Here is an 18,117-nt window from a genome sequence, read left to right as displayed (position 1 = left end):
CAGGCGATCAAACTCTCCATGGACCTCGCCGGCCGCCCCGGCGGCCCCACCCGGCCGCCACGCCACCCGCTCGCGCCCGGACAGGAGGCCGTCGTCCGCGCCGCCACGGAGAAGGCGGTGGCGGACGGCCACCGCTGACCCCCGCCCGACCGTCGCCCCGCCGCCGGCGCCCCGCCGCCGGCGGTCGTGCGGCGCCGGCGCCCCACCGCACTTCCGCGACCCGAACGACCCCTTCCCGGAGGACTCCTCCCGTGACCGACGCACTCCTCCCCCTCGTCTCGCGCAACCCGGCCGACCCGGCCGACGTGCTCCTGCGGATCCCCGCCCCGGGTGCCTTCGCGGCCGTCGACACCGTCGAACGGGCCCGTGCCGCGCAGCCCGGCTGGCTGCTGGCCGGAGCCGCCGCACGCTCGGCCGCCCTGGGGGCGGTCGCCACCGCCGTCGAGGCGGCGGCCGACGAACTGGCCGGGCTCGCCGTGCGCGAGGTGGGCAAGCCGCTCTCCGAGGCCAGGGCCGAGGTGGCCCGCACCGCCGCGATCTGGCGCTACTACGCCCAGGCCCCCTTCGCGCCCACCGGCTCCGTCCACGAGACCTCGGCGGGCGCCGGCCTGCTGCTGACCCGGCGCCGGCCGCACGGCGTGGCAGCGCTCATCACCCCCTGGAACTTCCCCTTCGCCATCCCGACCTGGAAGGCGGCCCCGGCGCTCGCCGTGGGGAACACGGTCGTCCTCAAGCCCGCGCCCGAGGCCACCGCCTGCGCCCGGCGCCTCGGCGAGATCGTGCGGCAGGCCGTTCCGGAAGGGGTGTTCACCGTCCTCCCCGGCGGCGCCACCGAAGGCAACGCGCTCGTCTCGGCCGCCGACGTCGTCTCCTTCACCGGCTCCACCCCCGTCGGCCGGGCAGTGGCCGGGGCCGCGGCCGCCCGGGGCATCCCGGCACAGGCCGAGATGGGCGGCCTGAACGCGGCCGTCGTCCTGCCCGACGCGGACATCGAGCAGGCCGCCGGCCACATCGCCGCCTCCATCGCGGGATACGCCGGCCAGAAGTGCACCGCCACCAGCCGCGTCATCGCGGTCGGCGCCGCCCTCGAACCGCTGCGCGAGGCCCTCTCCGAGGCCCTGCGGGCCCTCCCGGTCGGCGATCCGGCCGACCCCGCCACCGTGTGCGGGCCGCTCATCCAGGAGAGCGCCCGCGACCGGGTGCTCGACGCCTGCCGGGGGCTCGCCGTGCTCGCCGGCGGCACCGCCCCCGACGGGCACGGCTGGTACGCGGCCCCGACCCTGGTGGAGAAGGTGTCCCCCGGGCACCGGCTGCTGCGCGAGGAGGTCTTCGGTCCGGTCGCCTCGCTGCTCCCCGCCGACGACGTCGCGCACGCGGTCCGGATCACCAACTCCGTCCCGTACGGCCTGGTGACCTCGGTCCACACGGCGGACCTGAACACCGCCCTGCACGGCCTCGACCTGCTCGACACCGGGATGATCCGGGTCAACGCCCCCTCCACCGGGGTCGACTTCCACCTGCCCTTCGGGGGGTCGAAGGGCTCCAGCCACGGGCCGCGCGAGCAGGGCGGGGCGGCCCTGGAGTTCTACACCTCCGGCCGGACGTACACCCTGACCCCGGCGGGACCGGCGGCCTGATCCCGACCCCGCCCCACGGGCCTGACCCGCGCGCGACTCGCCCTCACCACCTGGCGGCTGCTCCACGGCTGAGCGGGCACGGCGGACTCCGGCGAGCCGATGACGTCGGTGACCGGCGCGTCGGGCCCGACGGTGCCGCCCGCGACGGTGCCGATCCGGAGCGCGTCCGGCCGGCCCGGCGCGGGGGACGGGGGCCGCTCCCCCTCGGCCCCCGTCAGGACGGGAGGGCGCCGAGCTGGCGGAGCTGGGCGAGGACGTCCACGACGCCCCGGATCTCGGCGATCCGGCCGTCCACGAAGCGGAGGACGAAGATCTCGCCGTACGTGACGCGCTTGCCGGTGGGTGGCAGGCCCCGGTAGTCGCCCAGGTGGGTGCCGGTCACCGTGTTCCGGGAGACGACCCTGTCGCCCTCCGCGACCGTCTCCTCGACGGTGACGTGGATGTCGGGGAACGCGCGAAGGAGCGCCTCCCACACCCGCTTCATGGCCTCCGCGCCGGTCCCGCCCATCGGCACCGGCGCGTGGAAGATCACGTCCGGCGCGGTGAACTCGTCGACGGCCCGCGCGACGCGGTCCGGGTCGCCGCTGTTCGTGGCGGAGTGGAAGCGGTGGAGCACGGCGATGTTGCGGGTCGCCTCGGCTGTCGTCATGGGGCTTCTCCTTCTGTTCCGGAACGTCTCCGGGACGCGTCCCGGAGACGTTCCGGACGCGTTTCGGACAAGGACGTCTCGGCGGTACGACGACACGGCGGCCGGAAACGTGACACGGCGCGGAGCGGCACGGGACCGAATGCGGCGGTTCCGGGGGGTGCGCCCGGTATTCCGGAATGTGGATCGGCGGTAAAGCGCGGGAAAAGTCCTCCCCGGTGCGCTGCGGTTCCCGCACGGAGCGTTTCGGCCGTCTTGACGCCCTCTTGACGCCACCGGGCCCCGTCCGGGCGTGTCGGAACAACGGATTCCGCAGGAGGCATGCCATTGACCTGCGGTTCTGCTCGCGCTTCCATTCAGCCCGGGAGCCCATGGAACCACCTGACCACCAGCCGCCCCGGAGGCGATACCGCTCCCGCTCAGAATCACCGCTCACATCGATCGGAACCGCCTGATGACCGACACCCTCAGCGCGCCGCACGCGTTGGCCCCGCAGACCGAACCCGTGCCGCAGAAGCTCAAGCGTTCCATCGGTGTCGTGGGCGGTACGTTGCTCACGCTGTCGTGCGTGACGCCCGCCTCCACCCTCTTCGTGGTCGTGCCGGACCTCTTCGACGGGGTCGGCACGTACGCCGCCCTGACCATCGCGATCGGCTCGCTGCTCTGTATCGGCGTGGCGTTCTGTTACTCCGAGCTGGGCACCCTGATCCCCAGCGCGGGCGGCGAGTACGCCATCGTCTCCACCCTCTCGGGCCGCCTGGCGGGCTGGCTGGTGTTCGTCCTGTCCCTGCTGGTCGTGATGATCGTGCCACCGGTGATCGCCATGGGGACCGCCGACTACCTCGCGCCCCTGGTGCACATCCCCGCCCCCCTCGCCGGCGCCGGCGTCATGCTCCTCGCGACCCTCGCGGGCCTCCTCGACCTGCGCGCCAACGCCTGGATCACCGGCATCTTCCTCGTCCTCGAAGTGATCGCGGCCGGAATCGTCGCGATCCTCGGCTTCGCCCACTCCGAGCGCGGCGTCGGCTCCCTCGTCCACGGCCAGGTCGCCGCCGAGGGCGGCTCGCACTCGCTCGTCACCGGCGCCATGGTCGTCTCCGGCCTCGCCATCGCCCTCTTCATCACCCAGGGCTTCTCGACGGCCGTCTACCTCTCCGAAGAGCTGGAGAACCCCCGCAAGAACGTGGCCCGCACCGTGCTCGCCACCCTCGCCATCTCGACCGCCGTCATCCTGGTCCCCGTCGTCGCCATCACCCTCGGCGCCGGCGACCTGGAGACCCTCACCGGCGGTGACATCAGCGGCATGATCGCGGCCTGGTCCAACTCCGCCGTCGGCACCTTCATCAGCCTCTGCGTCGCGCTGGCCATCATCAACGCCGGCATCGTCATGGTCATCCAGAACTCCCGCGTGCTGTTCGCCTCCGCCCGCGACAAGGCCTGGCCGGAGCCCGTCAACAACGCCCTGTCCCGCCTGGGCCGCTTCGGCTCCCCGTGGGTGGCCACCCTGGTCGTGGGCGTGCCGGGCGCGGCCCTCTGCTTCGTCAACCTCGACACCCTCTACGGCGTCACCGGCGTCTCCGTGACCGGCATGTACCTGCTGGTGGCCGTGGCGGCCCTGTTCAGCCGCCGCGGCGCGCACCGCGAGATCGCGGCGTGGCGCATGCCGCTGTGGCCGGCCGTCCCGGTGGTGCTCATCGGAGTCATGGCGTACATCCTGTACATGCAGGACGTCGAGTACCTGCTGTGGACCGGCGGCATCACGGCGGTGGCCACCCTCTACTGGGCGCTGTACCTGCGGCCGCGCAAGGAGACCCGCTGGCTGGTCAGCATCCCGGAGGACGACCAGGTCTGACCCCGACCACACCGTCCCGCCCGGGGGCCGGAGCGCGGAGAGCGCCCCGGCCCTTCGGCGTGCCCCGGCCGGCGCCGGCGGGTACGACGATCACTCCGTACGGGGGGCGGACCCCGCCTCCCGCGTGTCGTGACGGGCGGCACGGGCGGCGGAAACGTATCTGTGCATGCATGACCACCGACATGGAACACCTGTTGAACGCACGCCTGTACGAGCGCTTCGGTGACGCGGCCGACTGGGCCGAGGTCACGTCCCTGACCGCCTCCCTCCTCCGGGTCGTCGTCTCGGCGCTCGGCCCCGAGGACGCCGTGGCCTTCCTGACGGCGGCGCGTCGCGCCCTCGACGAGGAGGAATCCCGGGCAGGAACGATTCACCTGGGCTTCGGCGCCCACCTCTGGACCCATCTCGAAGACGTCTCCTGGGGCGCGTCGGCCCTGGCCAGGACGACGGCCTGGGACGCGGTGCTGACCATGCACCGCCTTTCCGTACTGGCCCCCGGGCCGGGACTCGGCGCCCATGTCGACAGCGCGCTGGAAGCCTGCCGCCTCCGGCTCGTGCCGGCCGCCGCCGGCGTCTGACCGGGCCCCGTGGACGGCCGGGAGCGGAGGCGCGTCCCAGCGCGGAGCCCCGGCCGTCCGGAGGTGCTCGCACCCGTCCGCGCCGGGCGGGCCGTCCGGAAGGGACTCGTCGTCCGGCGGACCTGCCGGCGAGGCCGGTTCGCACGGCGATCGCGAGGTGGGGGTCGGCCACGAGACCGGAGCAGGAACGGCACGGCCACCGGCATGGCCGCGCTCACGCGGAAGAGGTCCTCCGGCAGGGCGTTGCCGGGCAGGCGGAGGGCCCCGGCGTCGCCGGCCCCGTCGAACAGGTGCGGAACGAGTTCATCGACGGCGGCCTCCGTGGCCGCCACATCCGCGACCCGCATCCGTACGCCCCCGTCCCGCGCGACACCGACCCGGGTGGGGCGCGGCCGAAGACGCTGTCGCCCGAGGGGACGCCGTACGCGAGTACCGGGATCGACCGGTCATCCACCTTCTGATCGAAACTCGATCAATCGACAAGAACGCATTGACTCGATCACCCGCCACACCTAGCTTCTGGCCGCACCCGACCGCCAGAAAGGTTGTTGCGCCATGACCCTCAGAGCCCTGCCCGCGCGGCGGACGACGCTCCGCGCGCTCGTCGCCGCCGCCCTCGCGCTCGGCGGAACCGCCGCCCTGCCCGGTGCGCCCGCCGAGGCCACGGGAAGCGTCACCCATGTGGACTGCTCCCGGGCGACCCCCGGGAACGGCAGCCAGGCGGCGCCGTTCAACAGCATCGGACAGGCCAACGCCAGGACGTACGGCCCCGGCGACACGCTCGCCTTCGCCGCCGGCACCACCTGCACCGGCGCCCTCGCCCCCCGGGGCAGCGGCACCGCCGCCGCCCCCGTCGACCTCACCGCCTACGGAACCGGCGACCTGCCCGTGATCGACGGCGGCGGCGCCCCGGACGCGGTCTCCCTCACCAACCAGGACCACTGGCGGATCAGCGACCTCAAGCTCACCAACCCCGCCTCCACCCTCGCCCGCCGCACCGGCCTGCGGATCTCCGCCACCGACGGAACGGCCCACCGCGGCTTCGACATCGGCAACCTCGTCATCGACCGGGTGGCCGGCCAGACGAACAAGAACAGCCCCACCACCGAGGACTTCGTCCAGTCCGCCGGCATCGTCACGGGCGCGAGCGGCACGAACTCGACCCTCCACGACGTCCACGTCCACGACAACCGGATCAGCAACACCGGCGGCGGCGGCCTCAAGATCCGCGTCGGCGCCATGGCCGTCAAGGGCACCGGAGTCCTGATCGAGAACAACACCGTCGAGGACGTCGGCGGCGACGGCATCATCGCCAGCTACGCCGAGGCCCCCATGATCCAGTACAACAACGCCTCCGGCGTCGGCAACGGCGTCTACCCCTTCTCCGGCGGCAACTTCGCCGGCATCTGGGTGCTCGGCGACCACGACCCGACCATCCAGAAGAACGCCGTGCACGGCATCACGCGGATGTCCGTGGCCGACAGCCAGGCCTTCGACTGCGACTGGGGCAACACCGGCACCTGCACGATCCAGTACAACTTCAGCCGCGACAACATCGGCGGCTTCTTCCTCGACTGCGACGGCTGCGGCACCATCGGCGGCGCCCGGCAGGTCATCCGCTACAACATCTCCGAGAACGACTGCCGCATGAGCAGCGTCAGCGCCGGACGCTCCGCGCTGCACCTCTACAACAACGTCCTCTACTGCACGGACAGGAAGTTCAGCATCACCCTCCCCGACGAGAGCGTCGTCGAGAACAACATCTGGGTGGGGACCGGCGACTCCCGACTGCCCACCGGGGCCGGGATCTCCTGGCTGTGGAACGTCTTCCAGGGCGTGCCCCGGCCCACCGCCAACGGCATCGCCGGCGACCCGCAGTTCGTGAACCCGGGAACCGGCGGCGACACGATCCACTCCGCCGACGGCTACAAGCTGCGCGCCACGTCCCCCGCACTGAACAACGGCTCCGTGATCAGCGGGAACGGAGGCCGCGACTACTGGGCGAACCCGGTGAGCGCGACCACGAAGCCGCACCGCGGGGCGTACAACGGGCCGGGGCTCTGAAAGCGCGATCCGGTGCGCGACGGCCCGCGACGTGCCGCTCCAGGGCCGACCGTCCGATTGCGGGTCGTCCGGCGGTCACCCTGAGCCCGTCGCTCAGCGTGGGCCGTCGGGGCGGCAGCCGACAGCCCGTCCGGCGGCCCGGAGAGGGAAAGGGCATGGCTCTGAGCCGCCGCCGGTCCGTCGCCCACGCCCCCGGGGTGGCGCTCGCCATCGGTGACGCCGTCGTCCGACGTCTCCGGCTACCGGGTCCACCGCAACCGTCGCCACGGTGGGGGAGCCGCTGCGCAGGACGTACTCCGACAACGGACTCGCCCCGTCGACGACGTACACGTACCGGGTCACGCCCTGCCCCTCGGGCAGCTCCCACCACCACGAACGGAGCCGGGCGCCGCTCACGGCGCCACGTGGTAGTACCGGGTGCAGGCGAGGACCATCCCGTCGTCGGCGATCGTGAAGAGGTCGACGAAGCGCAGGTCCTGCCCGCCGGTGCCCGGCACCACGCGGCGCCCCGTCGCCACCACACTGCGGTCCTGGCCCACGACCCGGTCGATCTCGTAACGGGCCCGCGGCAGCGTGCGCCCGAAACGGGTGTGCAGGACCGCCGCACGGCCACGGGCCGGAGGCGCCCCCGGCAGTTCGAGGACCACGCCGTCGTGCAGCAGGGAGGCGCACGAGTCCAGGTCACCGGCGTCCAGGTAGTCGTAGACCAGGCGGACGTGGTCGATCCCGGCGGCCGTGACCAGGTCGGCCGGTCCCGGCAACCCGGTGCTCGTGTCATCTTGGCGGTTCAACGGCTGAGCCCCTTTCACTCTCGGCCAGGATTCTGGGGGGAGCCGCCAACTCCGCGTTATCCCCCCTCTATCTCCGACCGGGATCTTCACGGCATGGACAGGGCGGGGGTGGTTGTGGAGACTGTCCTCACTCGGACCTGAGGTGTCAACTCGTTTCTTTTGGTGGGGGAATCGGTGACGGACGACATCGGGGACAGATCCCAGGAACTCCCGGACATGTCGCCCCTCGCCTTCAGGGTCCTCGGACCGCTGCAGGTCCACGGCCCCGACGGGCCGCTGCGGCTCCCGCCCGGGCGCCAGGAGGTGATCCTCGCGGCGCTGCTCCTGGAGACGAACCGGGTGGTCAGCACGAACCACCTGGTGGACCTCATCTGGGAGGACAACCCGCCGGAGACCGCCCGCACCCAGGTGCAGATCTGCGTGTCGCGGCTGCGCAAACTCCTCGCCGGCGCGGACGGCGAGGTCTCGATCACGACCCGGCCCCCGGGATACGTGCTGCACACCGACGCGGGCAACGTGGACGCCGCGCTCTTCACCGGCCTGGTCTTACGGGCCCGCCGACTGCGCGAGCGCGGCGAACTCGACCGGGCCGTACGGCTGCTGAGGGACGCGGTGACGCTGTGGCAGGGCGACTGCCTGTCCGGCCTCGACAGCGGCCCGCTGGCGAACAAGGCCCGACAGCTCAACGAGGAACGTCTGACCGCCGTCGAACTCCGCATCCAACTGGAGCTCGAACTCGGACGGTACGACGGCCTCGTGGGCGAACTGCAGCGGCTCACCCACGAACACCCGCTGCGGGAGAAGCTGCGCGGCCAGCTGATCCAGGCCCTGTACTGGTCGGGGCGGCAGGCCGAGGCGCTGGAGGCCTTCCGCACCGCCCGGCGGTTCCTCGCCGAGGAACTCGGGCTCGAACCCAGCCGGGAGCTCAGGGAACTGGAGGCGGCGATCCTCGCCGGCCGGCTCCCCGCGCCCGCCGCGCCCGCCCCCGTACGCGTACCGGCGGACAGGACCGAGGAGGAGACGGCGGGAACGGAACCCGAGGAGGACCCCGGGCCGGCCGCCGCCCCACCGCCCCCGGAAGCCCTGCGGCAGGACGCCGTACCGCACCAGCTCCCCGCCGCCGTCGCCGACTTCGTGTCCGACGCCGGCCAGCTCGCCGCACTGGAGGAAGCGCTGACCGGACGGCCGGGCCGCACCACCGTGGGGCTCGCCGCGATCACGGGCAAGCCCGGCACCGGCAAGTCGACCCTCGCCGTGCACGCCGCCCACATGCTCTCCGAGACCGGCTTCCCCGACGGCCAGCTCTACTGCGACCTGCGCGGGACGACCGGCACCCCGGCCACCCCCGAGGAGGTCCTGGGCCGGTTCCTGCGCGCGCTCGGCATCCCCGGCCAGCTGATCCCCGAATCCCTCGACGAGCGCGCCGAGATGTACCGCACCCGACTGGCCTCCCGGCGCGTCCTGGTCGTCCTCGACGACGCCGCCGGCGAGGGCCAGGTGCTGCCGCTGCTGCCCGGCAGCCGGGGCTGTGCCGTCCTCGTCACCGGCCGGGCCCGCCTCACCGCCCTGCCCGGCGCGCACCGGGTGGAACTCGACGTGCTCGCCGAGGACCGGGCGCTCGAACTGCTGTCCAGGATCGTCGGGCGGGAACGGGTCGCCGGCGAGGCCGCGGCCGCGGAAGCCCTGGTCCGCACGGTCGGACGGCTCCCGCTGGCCCTGCGGATCGTCGCCGCCCGGCTCGCGGCCCGCCCGCACTGGACCCTGGCGTCCATGGTGCAGCGACTCGCCAACGAGCGGCACCGCCTCGACGAACTGGCCCACGGCGAGATGACGATGCGCGCCAGCCTGTCGCTGACCTACGAGGGCCTGGCGCCGGAGGACCGCCGGCTGCTGCGGCTCCTGAGCATGGCGCAGGCACCGACCCTGCCGAGCTGGCTGGCGGGCGCGCTGCTCGACGACCACCGCCCCTTCCCCTCGGACCTGATGGAACCGCTGGTCGACGTGCAGATGCTGGACGTCGCCGGAGTGGAACGCACCGGCGGCTTCCGCTACCGCTTCCACGAGATCATCCGCGTGTACGCGCGGGAACAGCTGGCCGCACACCACACGCCCGAGGCACGACAGGAGGCGCTCGCCCGGATGGCGGGCGGCTGGATGCACCTCGCCCAGCAGGCCCACCGCAAGGTGTACGGCGGGGACTTCACCGTCCTGCACGGCGACGCGCCCCGCTGGGAACCCCCCGCCTCCTACACGGACGAGGTGCTCGCCGACCCGCTGGCCTGGCTCGACGCCGAACAGGCCTCCCTGTGCGGGATGGTCGAACACACCGCGGACGCCGGTCTCCACGACCTCAGCTGGGACCTCGCGACCTCGCTCGTCACCCTCTTCGAGGTGCGCGGCCACTACGACCTGTGGGAACAGACCCACCTGAGCGCGCTGGCCGCCGTCCGCAAGGCGGGGAACCTGCGGGGAACCGCCGCGATACGGGCCTCGCTCGGCTCGCTCTACATGAGCCGCAACCAGTTCGACACGGCACGCCAGGCCCTGAACTCGGCACTCGACGTCTTCCAGGCGCTGGACGAGCCGATGGGCGAGGCGCTGTGCCGGCGCGACATGGCGCTCATCGCCCGCACGAGCGGCGACGACGCCGGGGCCCTGGAGCTGTACCGGCGGTCCCTGGCCGACTTCGACCGGGCGGGCGACGTGGTGGGCCGCGCGATCGTCCTGACCCAGAGCGCGCACATCCGGATGCGGCAGGGCGAGATCACGGAGGCGCAGAAACAGCTGGACGAGGCGCTGGACATCTACGAAGGGGTCGGTTACACCGGCGGCCGGGCGAGAACACTGCGGCGCGTCGGGCAGCTGCTGCTCGAACAGGGCCGGAGCGACCTGGCGGTCCTGACCTTCACGGAGGTGCTGGAGCTCTGCCGGGACTCCGGCGACGTCATCGGGGAGGGGCATCTGCTCCGCGACCTGGGACACGCCTTCGTCATCATGGGCCGTCCCGACCGGGCCAGGGACTTCTACGACCGCGCGGTGGCCGCGCGGGAGGGGGTCATGGATTTCGGCGGTGGCGCACTGGCGCGCCTTGACCTCGCACGTCTCCTCGACGCGGAGCCCGGACGTTCCCGGGAACTGCTCGTTCCCGCGGTCGAGGTGTTCCGCGAGCGGCGCATGGGGCGGGAACTCGCCGAGGCGGAGAGGCTGCTCGCGACCGGCTGCTGAGCGCGGACCTCCCGGCCGGGGTCAGTCCCAGGGGTTGTTGTCGGTGCTGCACGTGGTGACGGTGCCGGTGGCCGTGACCGTCGTCGTGCAGACCGGGGTGGTGTCGGTGGTGCCCGTGGCCCCGTCGGCCCAGCTCGCCTGGACGCCCGCCCCCGTCAGGATCACGATCAGCGCGGCGGTGACGGCGGCGCGGACGGACTTGCGGGCGGCGGTGGCGGTGTAGGACATCGGATCCTGCCTCTCGGTGGTGTGCGGCGTTTCCTTGTGACCACCACGTTAGGAACACCCGGATTCACGGCACCGCCCGCTGCCTTATCACCCCGCTATCACGGAACGGCATCCCGCCCGCACCGCTATCACGGGGCCCCGGGCCGCTATCACCACCCCGTCGTCCGCCCTTAGTGCCGGGATGCCCCCTGAATAGTCGCGTCCGGACGATGGATCCCAGCAGACGGCGAGGCGAAGCCCCGGCCGGCGGCCCGACCGGGCGCCGACGGAAGGCCCGCCCCAACTCGACCAGCGGGAGCTTCTCATGACGACCGGTCTCTCCCCCGAGGACACCGTGACGGCCACCGCCGCACTCGGCACCCTCATACGCGGCCATCGGCTCCGCATCGGCCTGACCCAGCAGGAACTGGCGGACCTCTCCACCATCAGCGTCCGCGCCATCCGCGACCTGGAGAAGGGGAAGGCACAGCGCCCCAGAGCCGACACGATCCGACTGATCGCCGACGGCCTGCGCCTGGGTCCCCGGGCCCGCACGGCCCTCGAGGACGCGGTGCGACGCGGACACCGGGGCGGCGCGGGACCCGGCGACCTCGTCACCGAGCGGCCGGCCCCGCCCGTACCGTTGCACCCGCTGATCGAGAGGGCCGCCGAATCCACCGTCCTCACCGAGGAACTGCGCTCCGGAACCGAACGCCTGATCACCGTCGTCGGACTGAGCGGCGTCGGCAAGACGAGACTGGCCCTGGAGGCGGCGGCCCGGCTGCACGACGCCGGCTTCCCGGTCCTGTGGCACACCGCCCCCGGGGCGGTCGCCGACTGCCTGCCGGCCTGCGACGGCCGGCTCGCCGCCCTGACGGCCGACTGCGCCGCCTTCCTCCACGGCGACGGCCGGGCCGACGACCTGGCCCCCGAACTGTCCGGCGCGCTCGGCGACCGCGCGGTGCTCCTCGTCCTCGACGGCGTCGACACCGCCCTCCTCGACTTCCACCGCCTGAGCCGGCTGCTGCGCGAACTGCCAGGCCTCCGCCTCCTCGTCACCGCCGACGAACCCTGGAACGTCCCCGGCGAACGCCTCTTCCTCCTCTCCCCGCTGGAGGCACCGGACCCCTCCGACGGCATCCGCCCCGACGCGCCCGCCGCCCGGTTCTTCCTCAGCCGCCTCCGCCACGTCCGACCCGACATCGTCCCCGACGAACGCGTCCACGCGGACATCGCCTGGGTCAGCCACCGCCTCGACGGCCACCCGCTCGCGCTCGCCGCGGCGGCCTCCTGGCTCACCGTCTGCGACCTGACCACACTGCGCGGCATCGTCGAGTCCGACCCGGCGTCCCTGCTCGACCACCTCGCCGACGGCCGGTCCGGCTCCCGCCTCCGCGAGCGCGTCGCCCGCACGCTCGCCGCGCTCCCCGACGGCCACCGGCGGTTGATCGGCGCGCTGTGCGCCCCGGGCGAGGACGCGTTCGTCCTGGAGGACGTCGTCCGGCTGACCGGCATGCCCCTGCCGCACTGCGGGCGCATGGTCCGCGACCTGCTGGTCAGCGGCGTGATCCGGTCCGGCACGGACGGCGGCCGCTCCGCGTTCCGCGTACTGAGCGTGGTGCGCGCCCTCGCGGCGGACGCGACGTCGACGACGACCGCTTCCGCCACGGCGACGGCGACCACGCTCCCGACCGTTTCCGCGACGGCGACCGCTTCCCCGGCCACGACTCCTTCGGCGACCGTGACCGCTTCCCCGGCCACGGCCCCTTAGTGGTCGGCTTCGGAAGTCCTTCGGGGATTAACTCCGAAGGCGGTGTCGTGCGGGTCTCTGGTCAGGTAGCGGTGGTCGCAGACCAACGGTCATAGGCTGGACGGTAGTTCGCTTAGAGATGTGGCGGGCAGCGGGAAGATCCGCAATATGCCACGTATTCGAACACAAGTCCGATAAACTCGCGTGCGCGTCTTGTTCGTGATCAAGAGGAGTGACATGCGCTACGGCTACATCGGTTCGATGAAGGTCAAACCCGGTCACCGCGCGGAGGTGGTCGCCGTACTCGTTGCCGGCGCTGACGGTCTACGCGAGGCGGGATGTGATCTCTATGTCGTGACCGAATCGGCCACCGACGAGGACACCGTGTGGGTGAGCGAGGTGTGGGAGAGCAAGGAGCATCACGCCGCGTCGTTGCAGCTGCCCGAAGTGAAGGCTTCCATCGGCAAGGTAATGCCGTTGTTGACGGGTGAGTTCACTCGTCAGGAGACGCGCGTCGCGGGCGGTCTCGGCATCTGACCGCGGGTGCGTACCGCCCGGTCAGGGATCTTGGCCCGCTACGGGTTCGCTCGCCGGGACGGCGTCCTCGTGGCGGTCGCGGTCGGCCGGGGAGGAGGGTGAGCCCCATCTGGCGCCGGTGTCCGTGTGGCGCAGGCGCATCAGCTCGCTCCGCTCGCTGTCGGCCGGCTCCGCCTCCCTCTGGGCGAAGGCGCCGCGGTCACGGATATGCGGCCGTTTCCTGCTGCGGCCAGGGGCGGCAGGCCGCAATCCGTCGTGATCCGCGTCTCCCGATCGGCCTGCCTGCCTTGCCCGCTGCCGCCGCCCGCCCGATAGCCCTGCGCGCCGCCGAGCGGGGCCTGCGCGGCTTGAACGGCCGTGAGCGGTCGGGGCGGCCGCCGTCCTGCACTCCGTCGCAGGTGACCGAGGCCAAAGCGTTGGCCTGCCGCCTGTCTGCCGAGACCCAGGTGCCGCCGGCGCGCTGGTCGTGCCCGGAACTGGCCACCGAACTGGCCGCGCGCGGCATCACCGGCTCCGTCTCCGCGTCCACCGTAGGCCGCCGGCTCACCACCGACGCGCTCAAACCCTGACAGCACCGCTCCTGGACCTTCATCACCGACCCCGACTTCCGCGCCGAGGCCGAGCGTGTGTTGGACCTGTACACGCGCTCCTGGCAGGGCATCCCGCTCGGCGGGAACGAGTACGTCATCAGCGCGGACGAGAAGACCTCCATCCAGGCCCGTTGCCGCTGCCACCCCACGCTCGCCCCCCGGGCAGGCCCGAGCCGTGCGGGTGAACCACACCTACGGCCGCGGCGGCGCCCTGGCCTGTCTCGCCCCGCCTACGACGTCCACCGCGCCCGGGTGTTCGACCGTACCGAGCCGCGCACCGGCATCGCTCCGTTCATGAACCTGGTCGCCCAGGTTGTGAGCCAGGAACCCTACGCGAGCGCCAAACGGGTGTTCTGGATCGTGGGCAATGGCTCCTCCCCTCGCGGGCAGAAGGCCGCCGACCGGCTGACCAGCGCGTTCCCGAACGCGGTCATGGTCCACACCCCAGTTCACGCTTCATGGCTGAACCAGGTGGAGATCTCCTTCTCCGTCGTCCAGTACAAGGTCGTCTCGCCCAACGGCTTCCCCGACCTGACCCAGGTCGGGGACCGGCTCCGAGCATTCGAAGACCGCTACAACGCCACAGCACAGCCGTTCCCGTGGAAGTTCACCACCTCCGACCTGAACGATCTGCTGGCCAGGCTCGACCGGCCCACCACCGATCACCAGGAACAATCCTCTGGCCGGCCAGGAACATGATCAGGCCCCGAAGGGCTTCCGGAGCCGGCCCCTTAGCCGAACGCGGCCGCTTCCACGCCGACGCCGCGAGGACGCCGCGGGGACGCCGCGGGGACGCCGATCCGATGAACGGCGGTGGCATACCGGACGGCGTCGGCACCACTGCCGGAACCGCTGCCGCCCGACTGCCGCTCCACCGCCGAACCGCTGGCGTACCGCCGGACCAACTGCCGCTCCCGGCCCCGGCCCACGGGTTGTATGGCGACTGCCCCGCCCGAGCCCGTGCCGCTCTTCCTCCCTCCTCCGCCGTGACCTCCACAGGAGCCCCTCATGCCGTTCGACACGCCCGTCGCACCCGCTCCGGCTGCCGTCCGGTTGCCGCTCTCGGTGGCCCAGCGTGACATCTGGACGGCACACGCCCTCGACCCCACCGGCGTGAAGTACAACGTCGCCGAGTGCCGTGAGATCAACGGCCCCGTGGACCCGGACCTGATGGCCGCGGCCTGGCGCCGGCTCGTCGAGGAGGCGGACTTCCTCCGCATCAGCCGCTTCGAGGACGACGGCGAGCAGGTGTGGCAGCTGGTCGACACCGACGCCGGGTCGCGCACCCTGCCCTTCACCGACGTGAGCGCCGCGGACGACCCCGAGGCCGCGGCCTGGGAGCTCGTCGACGCACTGATCTGCGCCCCCTTCGACCTCACCGGCCGGCCGCCGGTCCGCTGCGCGCTGATCAGGCTCGCCGAGGACAGGTACTTCTACTTCTACGGATTCCACCACCTGGTCGTCGACGGCGTGGGCGTGTCGATGGCGCTCGCCCGGCTGATCGAGCTGTACGAGCAGGCCGTCGCGGGCGAACCCTGGGGACCCTCCCCGTTCGGGAGCCTGCCGGAACTGCTCGCCGAGGACGCGGAGTACCGGCGTTCCGAGGAGGCCGCCGCCGAGCGCGCCGCCTGGCGGGAGCACCTCGCCGGCGCACCCGACGCACCCGCCGGCCTCGTCCGGGGCACCGGCCGGGCGACGGCCGCGCACGGCGGCCTGCCCTTCGCCCGGCGCAGCGTACGGGTGTCCCCGGCGGACGCCGACCGGCTCCGCGCGGTCGCACGCGGCGAGCGCGCCACCTGGTCCGTCCTCCTCGTGGCCCTGTTCTCGGCCTACCTGCACCGCGTCACCGGACGCACGGAGCTGATGATCGCCCTCCCGGTCACCGGCAGGACCTCCCGGCTCGCCCGCAGCACCCCGGGCATGGCGTCGAACGTGGTCCCGCTGAGGATCCGGATCAACCCCGAGGACTCGCTCGCCGCACTGGTCCGCTCGGTGGGAGCCGAGGTCAAGCACGGACTGCGCCACCAGCTGACCCGGTACGAGGACCTCTGCCGCGACGCCGGCGTCGTCGACGGCTCCCGGCGACTGGCCACGCCCGTCCTCAACATCATGGGCTTCCACGGAGAGCTCACCGTCTGCGGCCACCCCACGGTCAACCACAACGTGAGCAACGGCCCCGTCGACGACCTCAGCGTCGCCGTGCTCGACCTCGGCGCCGCGAACGGCCTGCGCATCGACTTCGACACCCCCGTCGACGGCGTCGACGTCACCGCCGTCGCCGCGCACCAGGACCGCTTCGCCGCCTTCCTCACCGCCGTTCTCGCCACGGAGCACCCGACCGGACGCGGCGTCGCCGACCTCGACGTCCTGTCGGAGGCGGAGCGCGAGCTGCTGACGGGCCGGTGGGCCGGGCCGGTGGCGGACGTCGTGGACACGACGCTGGTGGAGCGGTTCGAGGAGCAGGCGGCCCGGTTCCCCGACGGGGTCGCGCTCGTCGACGAGGCGGGGGAGGTCACGTACGCCGAGCTCAACGCCGCCGCCAACCGTTGGGCCCGTCACCTGCGCTCCCGGGGCCTGGGCCGGGGCGACATGGCCGGAGTCCTCTTCGAGCGCGGGACCCGCTTCGCCACCGCCCTCCTCGCCGTCCTGAAGACCGGCGCCGCCCATGTCCTCCTGGACCCGGACTTCCCCGACGACCGACTGCGCTCGGCGGCCACCGACGCCGGCATCAGCCACCTCGTCACCCGCCCGGTGCTCGCCGAACGCGTCGCCGGCCCCTGGGCGACCCACACCGAGGCCCCCGGCGAACTCCTGTCCCACCACCCCGGCAACCTCGGCCTGCCGCTCGGCCCGGACGACCCCGCCTGCCTGATGTTCACCTCCGGCTCGACGGGCCGCCCGAAGGCCATCCTGTCCTCCCACCGCAACCTGGTGTCGACTCTGATCGGCCAGCCCTACCTCCCCGCCGGCCCGGAGCAGGTCTACCTCCAGTGTTCGCCGGTGTCCTGGGACGCGTTCAGCCTGGAGTTCTGGGGCGCTCTGCTGCACGGGGGCACGGCGGTCCTCCAGCCCGGACAGAAGCCCGAGCCGGCCCTCGTGACCGAGCTGGCCCGACGCCACCGCGTCACGACCCTCCTGCTGTCCGCCACCCTCTTCAACTACCTGACGGACGAGCACCCCGAAGCCTTCGAGACCGTCACCACCGCCTTCACGGTGGGCGAGGCGGCCTCCCCGGCGCACGTCCACAAGCTCCAGCGGCTCAGGCCCGGCATCGCCGTCCTCAACGGCTACGGACCCGCCGAGGTCATGATCTACGCCACCACCCACACCATCGGGACCGGGGACGAGCCCCACCAGGTGATCCCGATCGGCACCCCGCTGGTCAACAAGCCGGCCTACGTCCTGGACGCCCGGCTCGACCTGTGCCCCCCGGGGGTGACGGGCGAGCTGTACGTGGCGGGCGAGGGCCTCGCCCACGGTTACCTGGGCCGGTCCGACCTGACGGCCGCCCGGTTCGTCCCGAACCCCTTCGGCCCGCCCGGCAGCCGGCTCTACCGCACGGGGGACCTGGCCCGCTTCGACCGGGACGGACGCCTCCTGTACGAGGGCCGGGCGGACGACCAGATCAAGATCCGGGGCTTCCGCATCGAGCCCGGCGAGACCGAGGCGGCCCTCCTGACCCACCCGGCCGTCACCCAGGCCGTCGTCACCGTCCACGAGAAGAGGCTGGCCGCCTACGTCGTCGTCGGGGACGGGGACACGGAGGGCGGGACGGACCCCGACGAGATCCGCCGGCACGTCGCCGACCGGCTGCCCGAACACCTCGTCCCCACGTACCTGACCACGCTCGACCGTCTGCCCGTCACACCCAACGGGAAGATCGACAAGCGGGCGCTCCCGGCACCGACGACGGTCCTGGGAACGGCCCGGGCCCCGCGCGACGAGACCGAGGAGATCCTGTCCGCGCTGTTCGGCAGGACCCTGGAGACCTCCGGCCCGGTCGGCATCGACGACAGCTTCTTCGCCCTCGGTGGGCATTCGCTGCTCGCGGCCCGGCTGACGAATCACATTGCCGAGGCGTTCGGTGTACGGCTGACGATCCGGGATGTCTTCGGGCGTCCGACGGTCGCCGGGCTCGCGGAACTGCTGGTCGAGCAGAGGGGCGCGCGGGCCGTTTCGCAGCTGGTGGCGGGGGAGGGGGCGGGTGAGTCCGCTCCGGTGTCGTTCGCTCAGCGGCGGT

14 protein-coding genes and 1 pseudogene are annotated in these 18,117 nt (G+C 72.8%); 12 read left to right on the top strand and 3 right to left on the bottom strand.

Going from position 1 to position 18,117, the window contains the following annotated elements; genetic code table 11:
- Both IE180_RS35265 and IE180_RS35260 read left to right on the top strand, forming a co-directional pair.
- Positions 1-138, top strand: a pseudogene (locus IE180_RS35265) (dihydrodipicolinate synthase family protein); the annotation flags it as partial.
- 113 nt (positions 139-251) lie between these two features.
- Complete coding sequence (locus tag IE180_RS35260) at positions 252-1,637, top strand: aldehyde dehydrogenase family protein (protein ID WP_190161034.1); 1,386 nt, start codon at positions 252-254, stop codon at positions 1,635-1,637.
- A gap of 214 nt (positions 1,638-1,851) precedes the next feature.
- Here the strand turns inward: IE180_RS35260 and IE180_RS35255 are convergent, their stop codons facing one another.
- Positions 1,852-2,286: an ester cyclase gene (locus tag IE180_RS35255; RefSeq protein ID WP_190161033.1), complete on the bottom strand. Its 435-nt coding sequence runs from the start codon at positions 2,284-2,286 to the stop codon at positions 1,852-1,854.
- Between the two features lie 451 nt (positions 2,287-2,737).
- Between IE180_RS35255 and IE180_RS35250 the strand changes: the two genes are divergently transcribed.
- The 4 genes from IE180_RS35250 (at position 2,738) to IE180_RS35235 (ending at position 6,777) form a co-directional block, all read left to right on the top strand.
- Complete coding sequence (locus tag IE180_RS35250; protein ID WP_190161032.1) at positions 2,738-4,135, top strand: APC family permease; 1,398 nt, start codon at positions 2,738-2,740, stop codon at positions 4,133-4,135.
- Between the two features lie 170 nt (positions 4,136-4,305).
- Entirely contained in the window at positions 4,306-4,713 is a 408-nt protein-coding gene (locus IE180_RS35245; RefSeq protein ID WP_190161031.1) for a hypothetical protein, read from the top strand.
- A gap of 290 nt (positions 4,714-5,003) precedes the next feature.
- Positions 5,004-5,174 (top strand): hypothetical protein, encoded by a 171-nt coding sequence (locus IE180_RS35240; RefSeq protein ID WP_190161030.1) that lies wholly within the window; start codon positions 5,004-5,006, stop codon positions 5,172-5,174.
- Positions 5,175-5,268: 94 nt separating this feature from the next.
- Positions 5,269-6,777 (top strand): right-handed parallel beta-helix repeat-containing protein, encoded by a 1,509-nt coding sequence (locus tag IE180_RS35235; protein ID WP_190161029.1) that lies wholly within the window; start codon positions 5,269-5,271, stop codon positions 6,775-6,777.
- A 392-nt stretch (positions 6,778-7,169) separates the two neighbouring features.
- Here the strand turns inward: IE180_RS35235 and IE180_RS35230 are convergent, their stop codons facing one another.
- On the bottom strand, positions 7,170-7,568 hold the full coding sequence (locus IE180_RS35230) for a nuclear transport factor 2 family protein (RefSeq protein ID WP_190161028.1): 399 nt from the start codon (positions 7,566-7,568) through the stop codon (positions 7,170-7,172).
- Positions 7,569-7,784: 216 nt separating this feature from the next.
- Here IE180_RS35230 and IE180_RS35225 point away from each other — a divergent pair, with 216 nt between their 5' ends.
- Positions 7,785-10,793: an AfsR/SARP family transcriptional regulator gene (locus IE180_RS35225; protein ID WP_190161035.1), complete on the top strand. Its 3,009-nt coding sequence runs from the start codon at positions 7,785-7,787 to the stop codon at positions 10,791-10,793.
- Between the two features lie 21 nt (positions 10,794-10,814).
- Here IE180_RS35225 and IE180_RS35220 read toward each other — a convergent pair whose 3' ends face one another.
- Positions 10,815-11,021 (bottom strand): hypothetical protein, encoded by a 207-nt coding sequence (locus IE180_RS35220; RefSeq protein WP_190161027.1) that lies wholly within the window; start codon positions 11,019-11,021, stop codon positions 10,815-10,817.
- A gap of 304 nt (positions 11,022-11,325) precedes the next feature.
- Here IE180_RS35220 and IE180_RS35215 point away from each other — a divergent pair, with 304 nt between their 5' ends.
- The 5 genes from IE180_RS35215 to IE180_RS35200 all read left to right on the top strand — a co-directional run.
- Positions 11,326-12,771: a helix-turn-helix domain-containing protein gene (locus IE180_RS35215; RefSeq protein WP_190161026.1), complete on the top strand. Its 1,446-nt coding sequence runs from the start codon at positions 11,326-11,328 to the stop codon at positions 12,769-12,771.
- 216 nt (positions 12,772-12,987) lie between these two features.
- Positions 12,988-13,287, top strand: coding sequence for a putative quinol monooxygenase (locus IE180_RS35210; protein ID WP_190161025.1), 300 nt, complete (start codon positions 12,988-12,990; stop codon positions 13,285-13,287).
- A 98-nt stretch (positions 13,288-13,385) separates the two neighbouring features.
- Complete coding sequence (locus tag IE180_RS36995; RefSeq protein ID WP_229861235.1) at positions 13,386-13,856, top strand: helix-turn-helix domain-containing protein; 471 nt, start codon at positions 13,386-13,388, stop codon at positions 13,854-13,856.
- Positions 13,857-13,913: 57 nt separating this feature from the next.
- Positions 13,914-14,576: a hypothetical protein gene (locus IE180_RS35205; protein ID WP_229861233.1), complete on the top strand. Its 663-nt coding sequence runs from the start codon at positions 13,914-13,916 to the stop codon at positions 14,574-14,576.
- Between the two features lie 309 nt (positions 14,577-14,885).
- Positions 14,886-18,117, top strand: a 3,232-nt coding sequence (locus IE180_RS35200; protein WP_190161024.1) for a non-ribosomal peptide synthetase, incomplete at its 3' end; no start/stop codon positions are given.

Source organism: Streptomyces litmocidini, from assembly GCF_014649755.1.
GTDB classification, from domain to species: domain Bacteria; phylum Actinomycetota; class Actinomycetes; order Streptomycetales; family Streptomycetaceae; genus Streptomyces; species Streptomyces litmocidini.
Note: the sequence above shows the minus strand (reverse complement) of the source record. Positions and strands in the feature narration are given on the sequence as shown.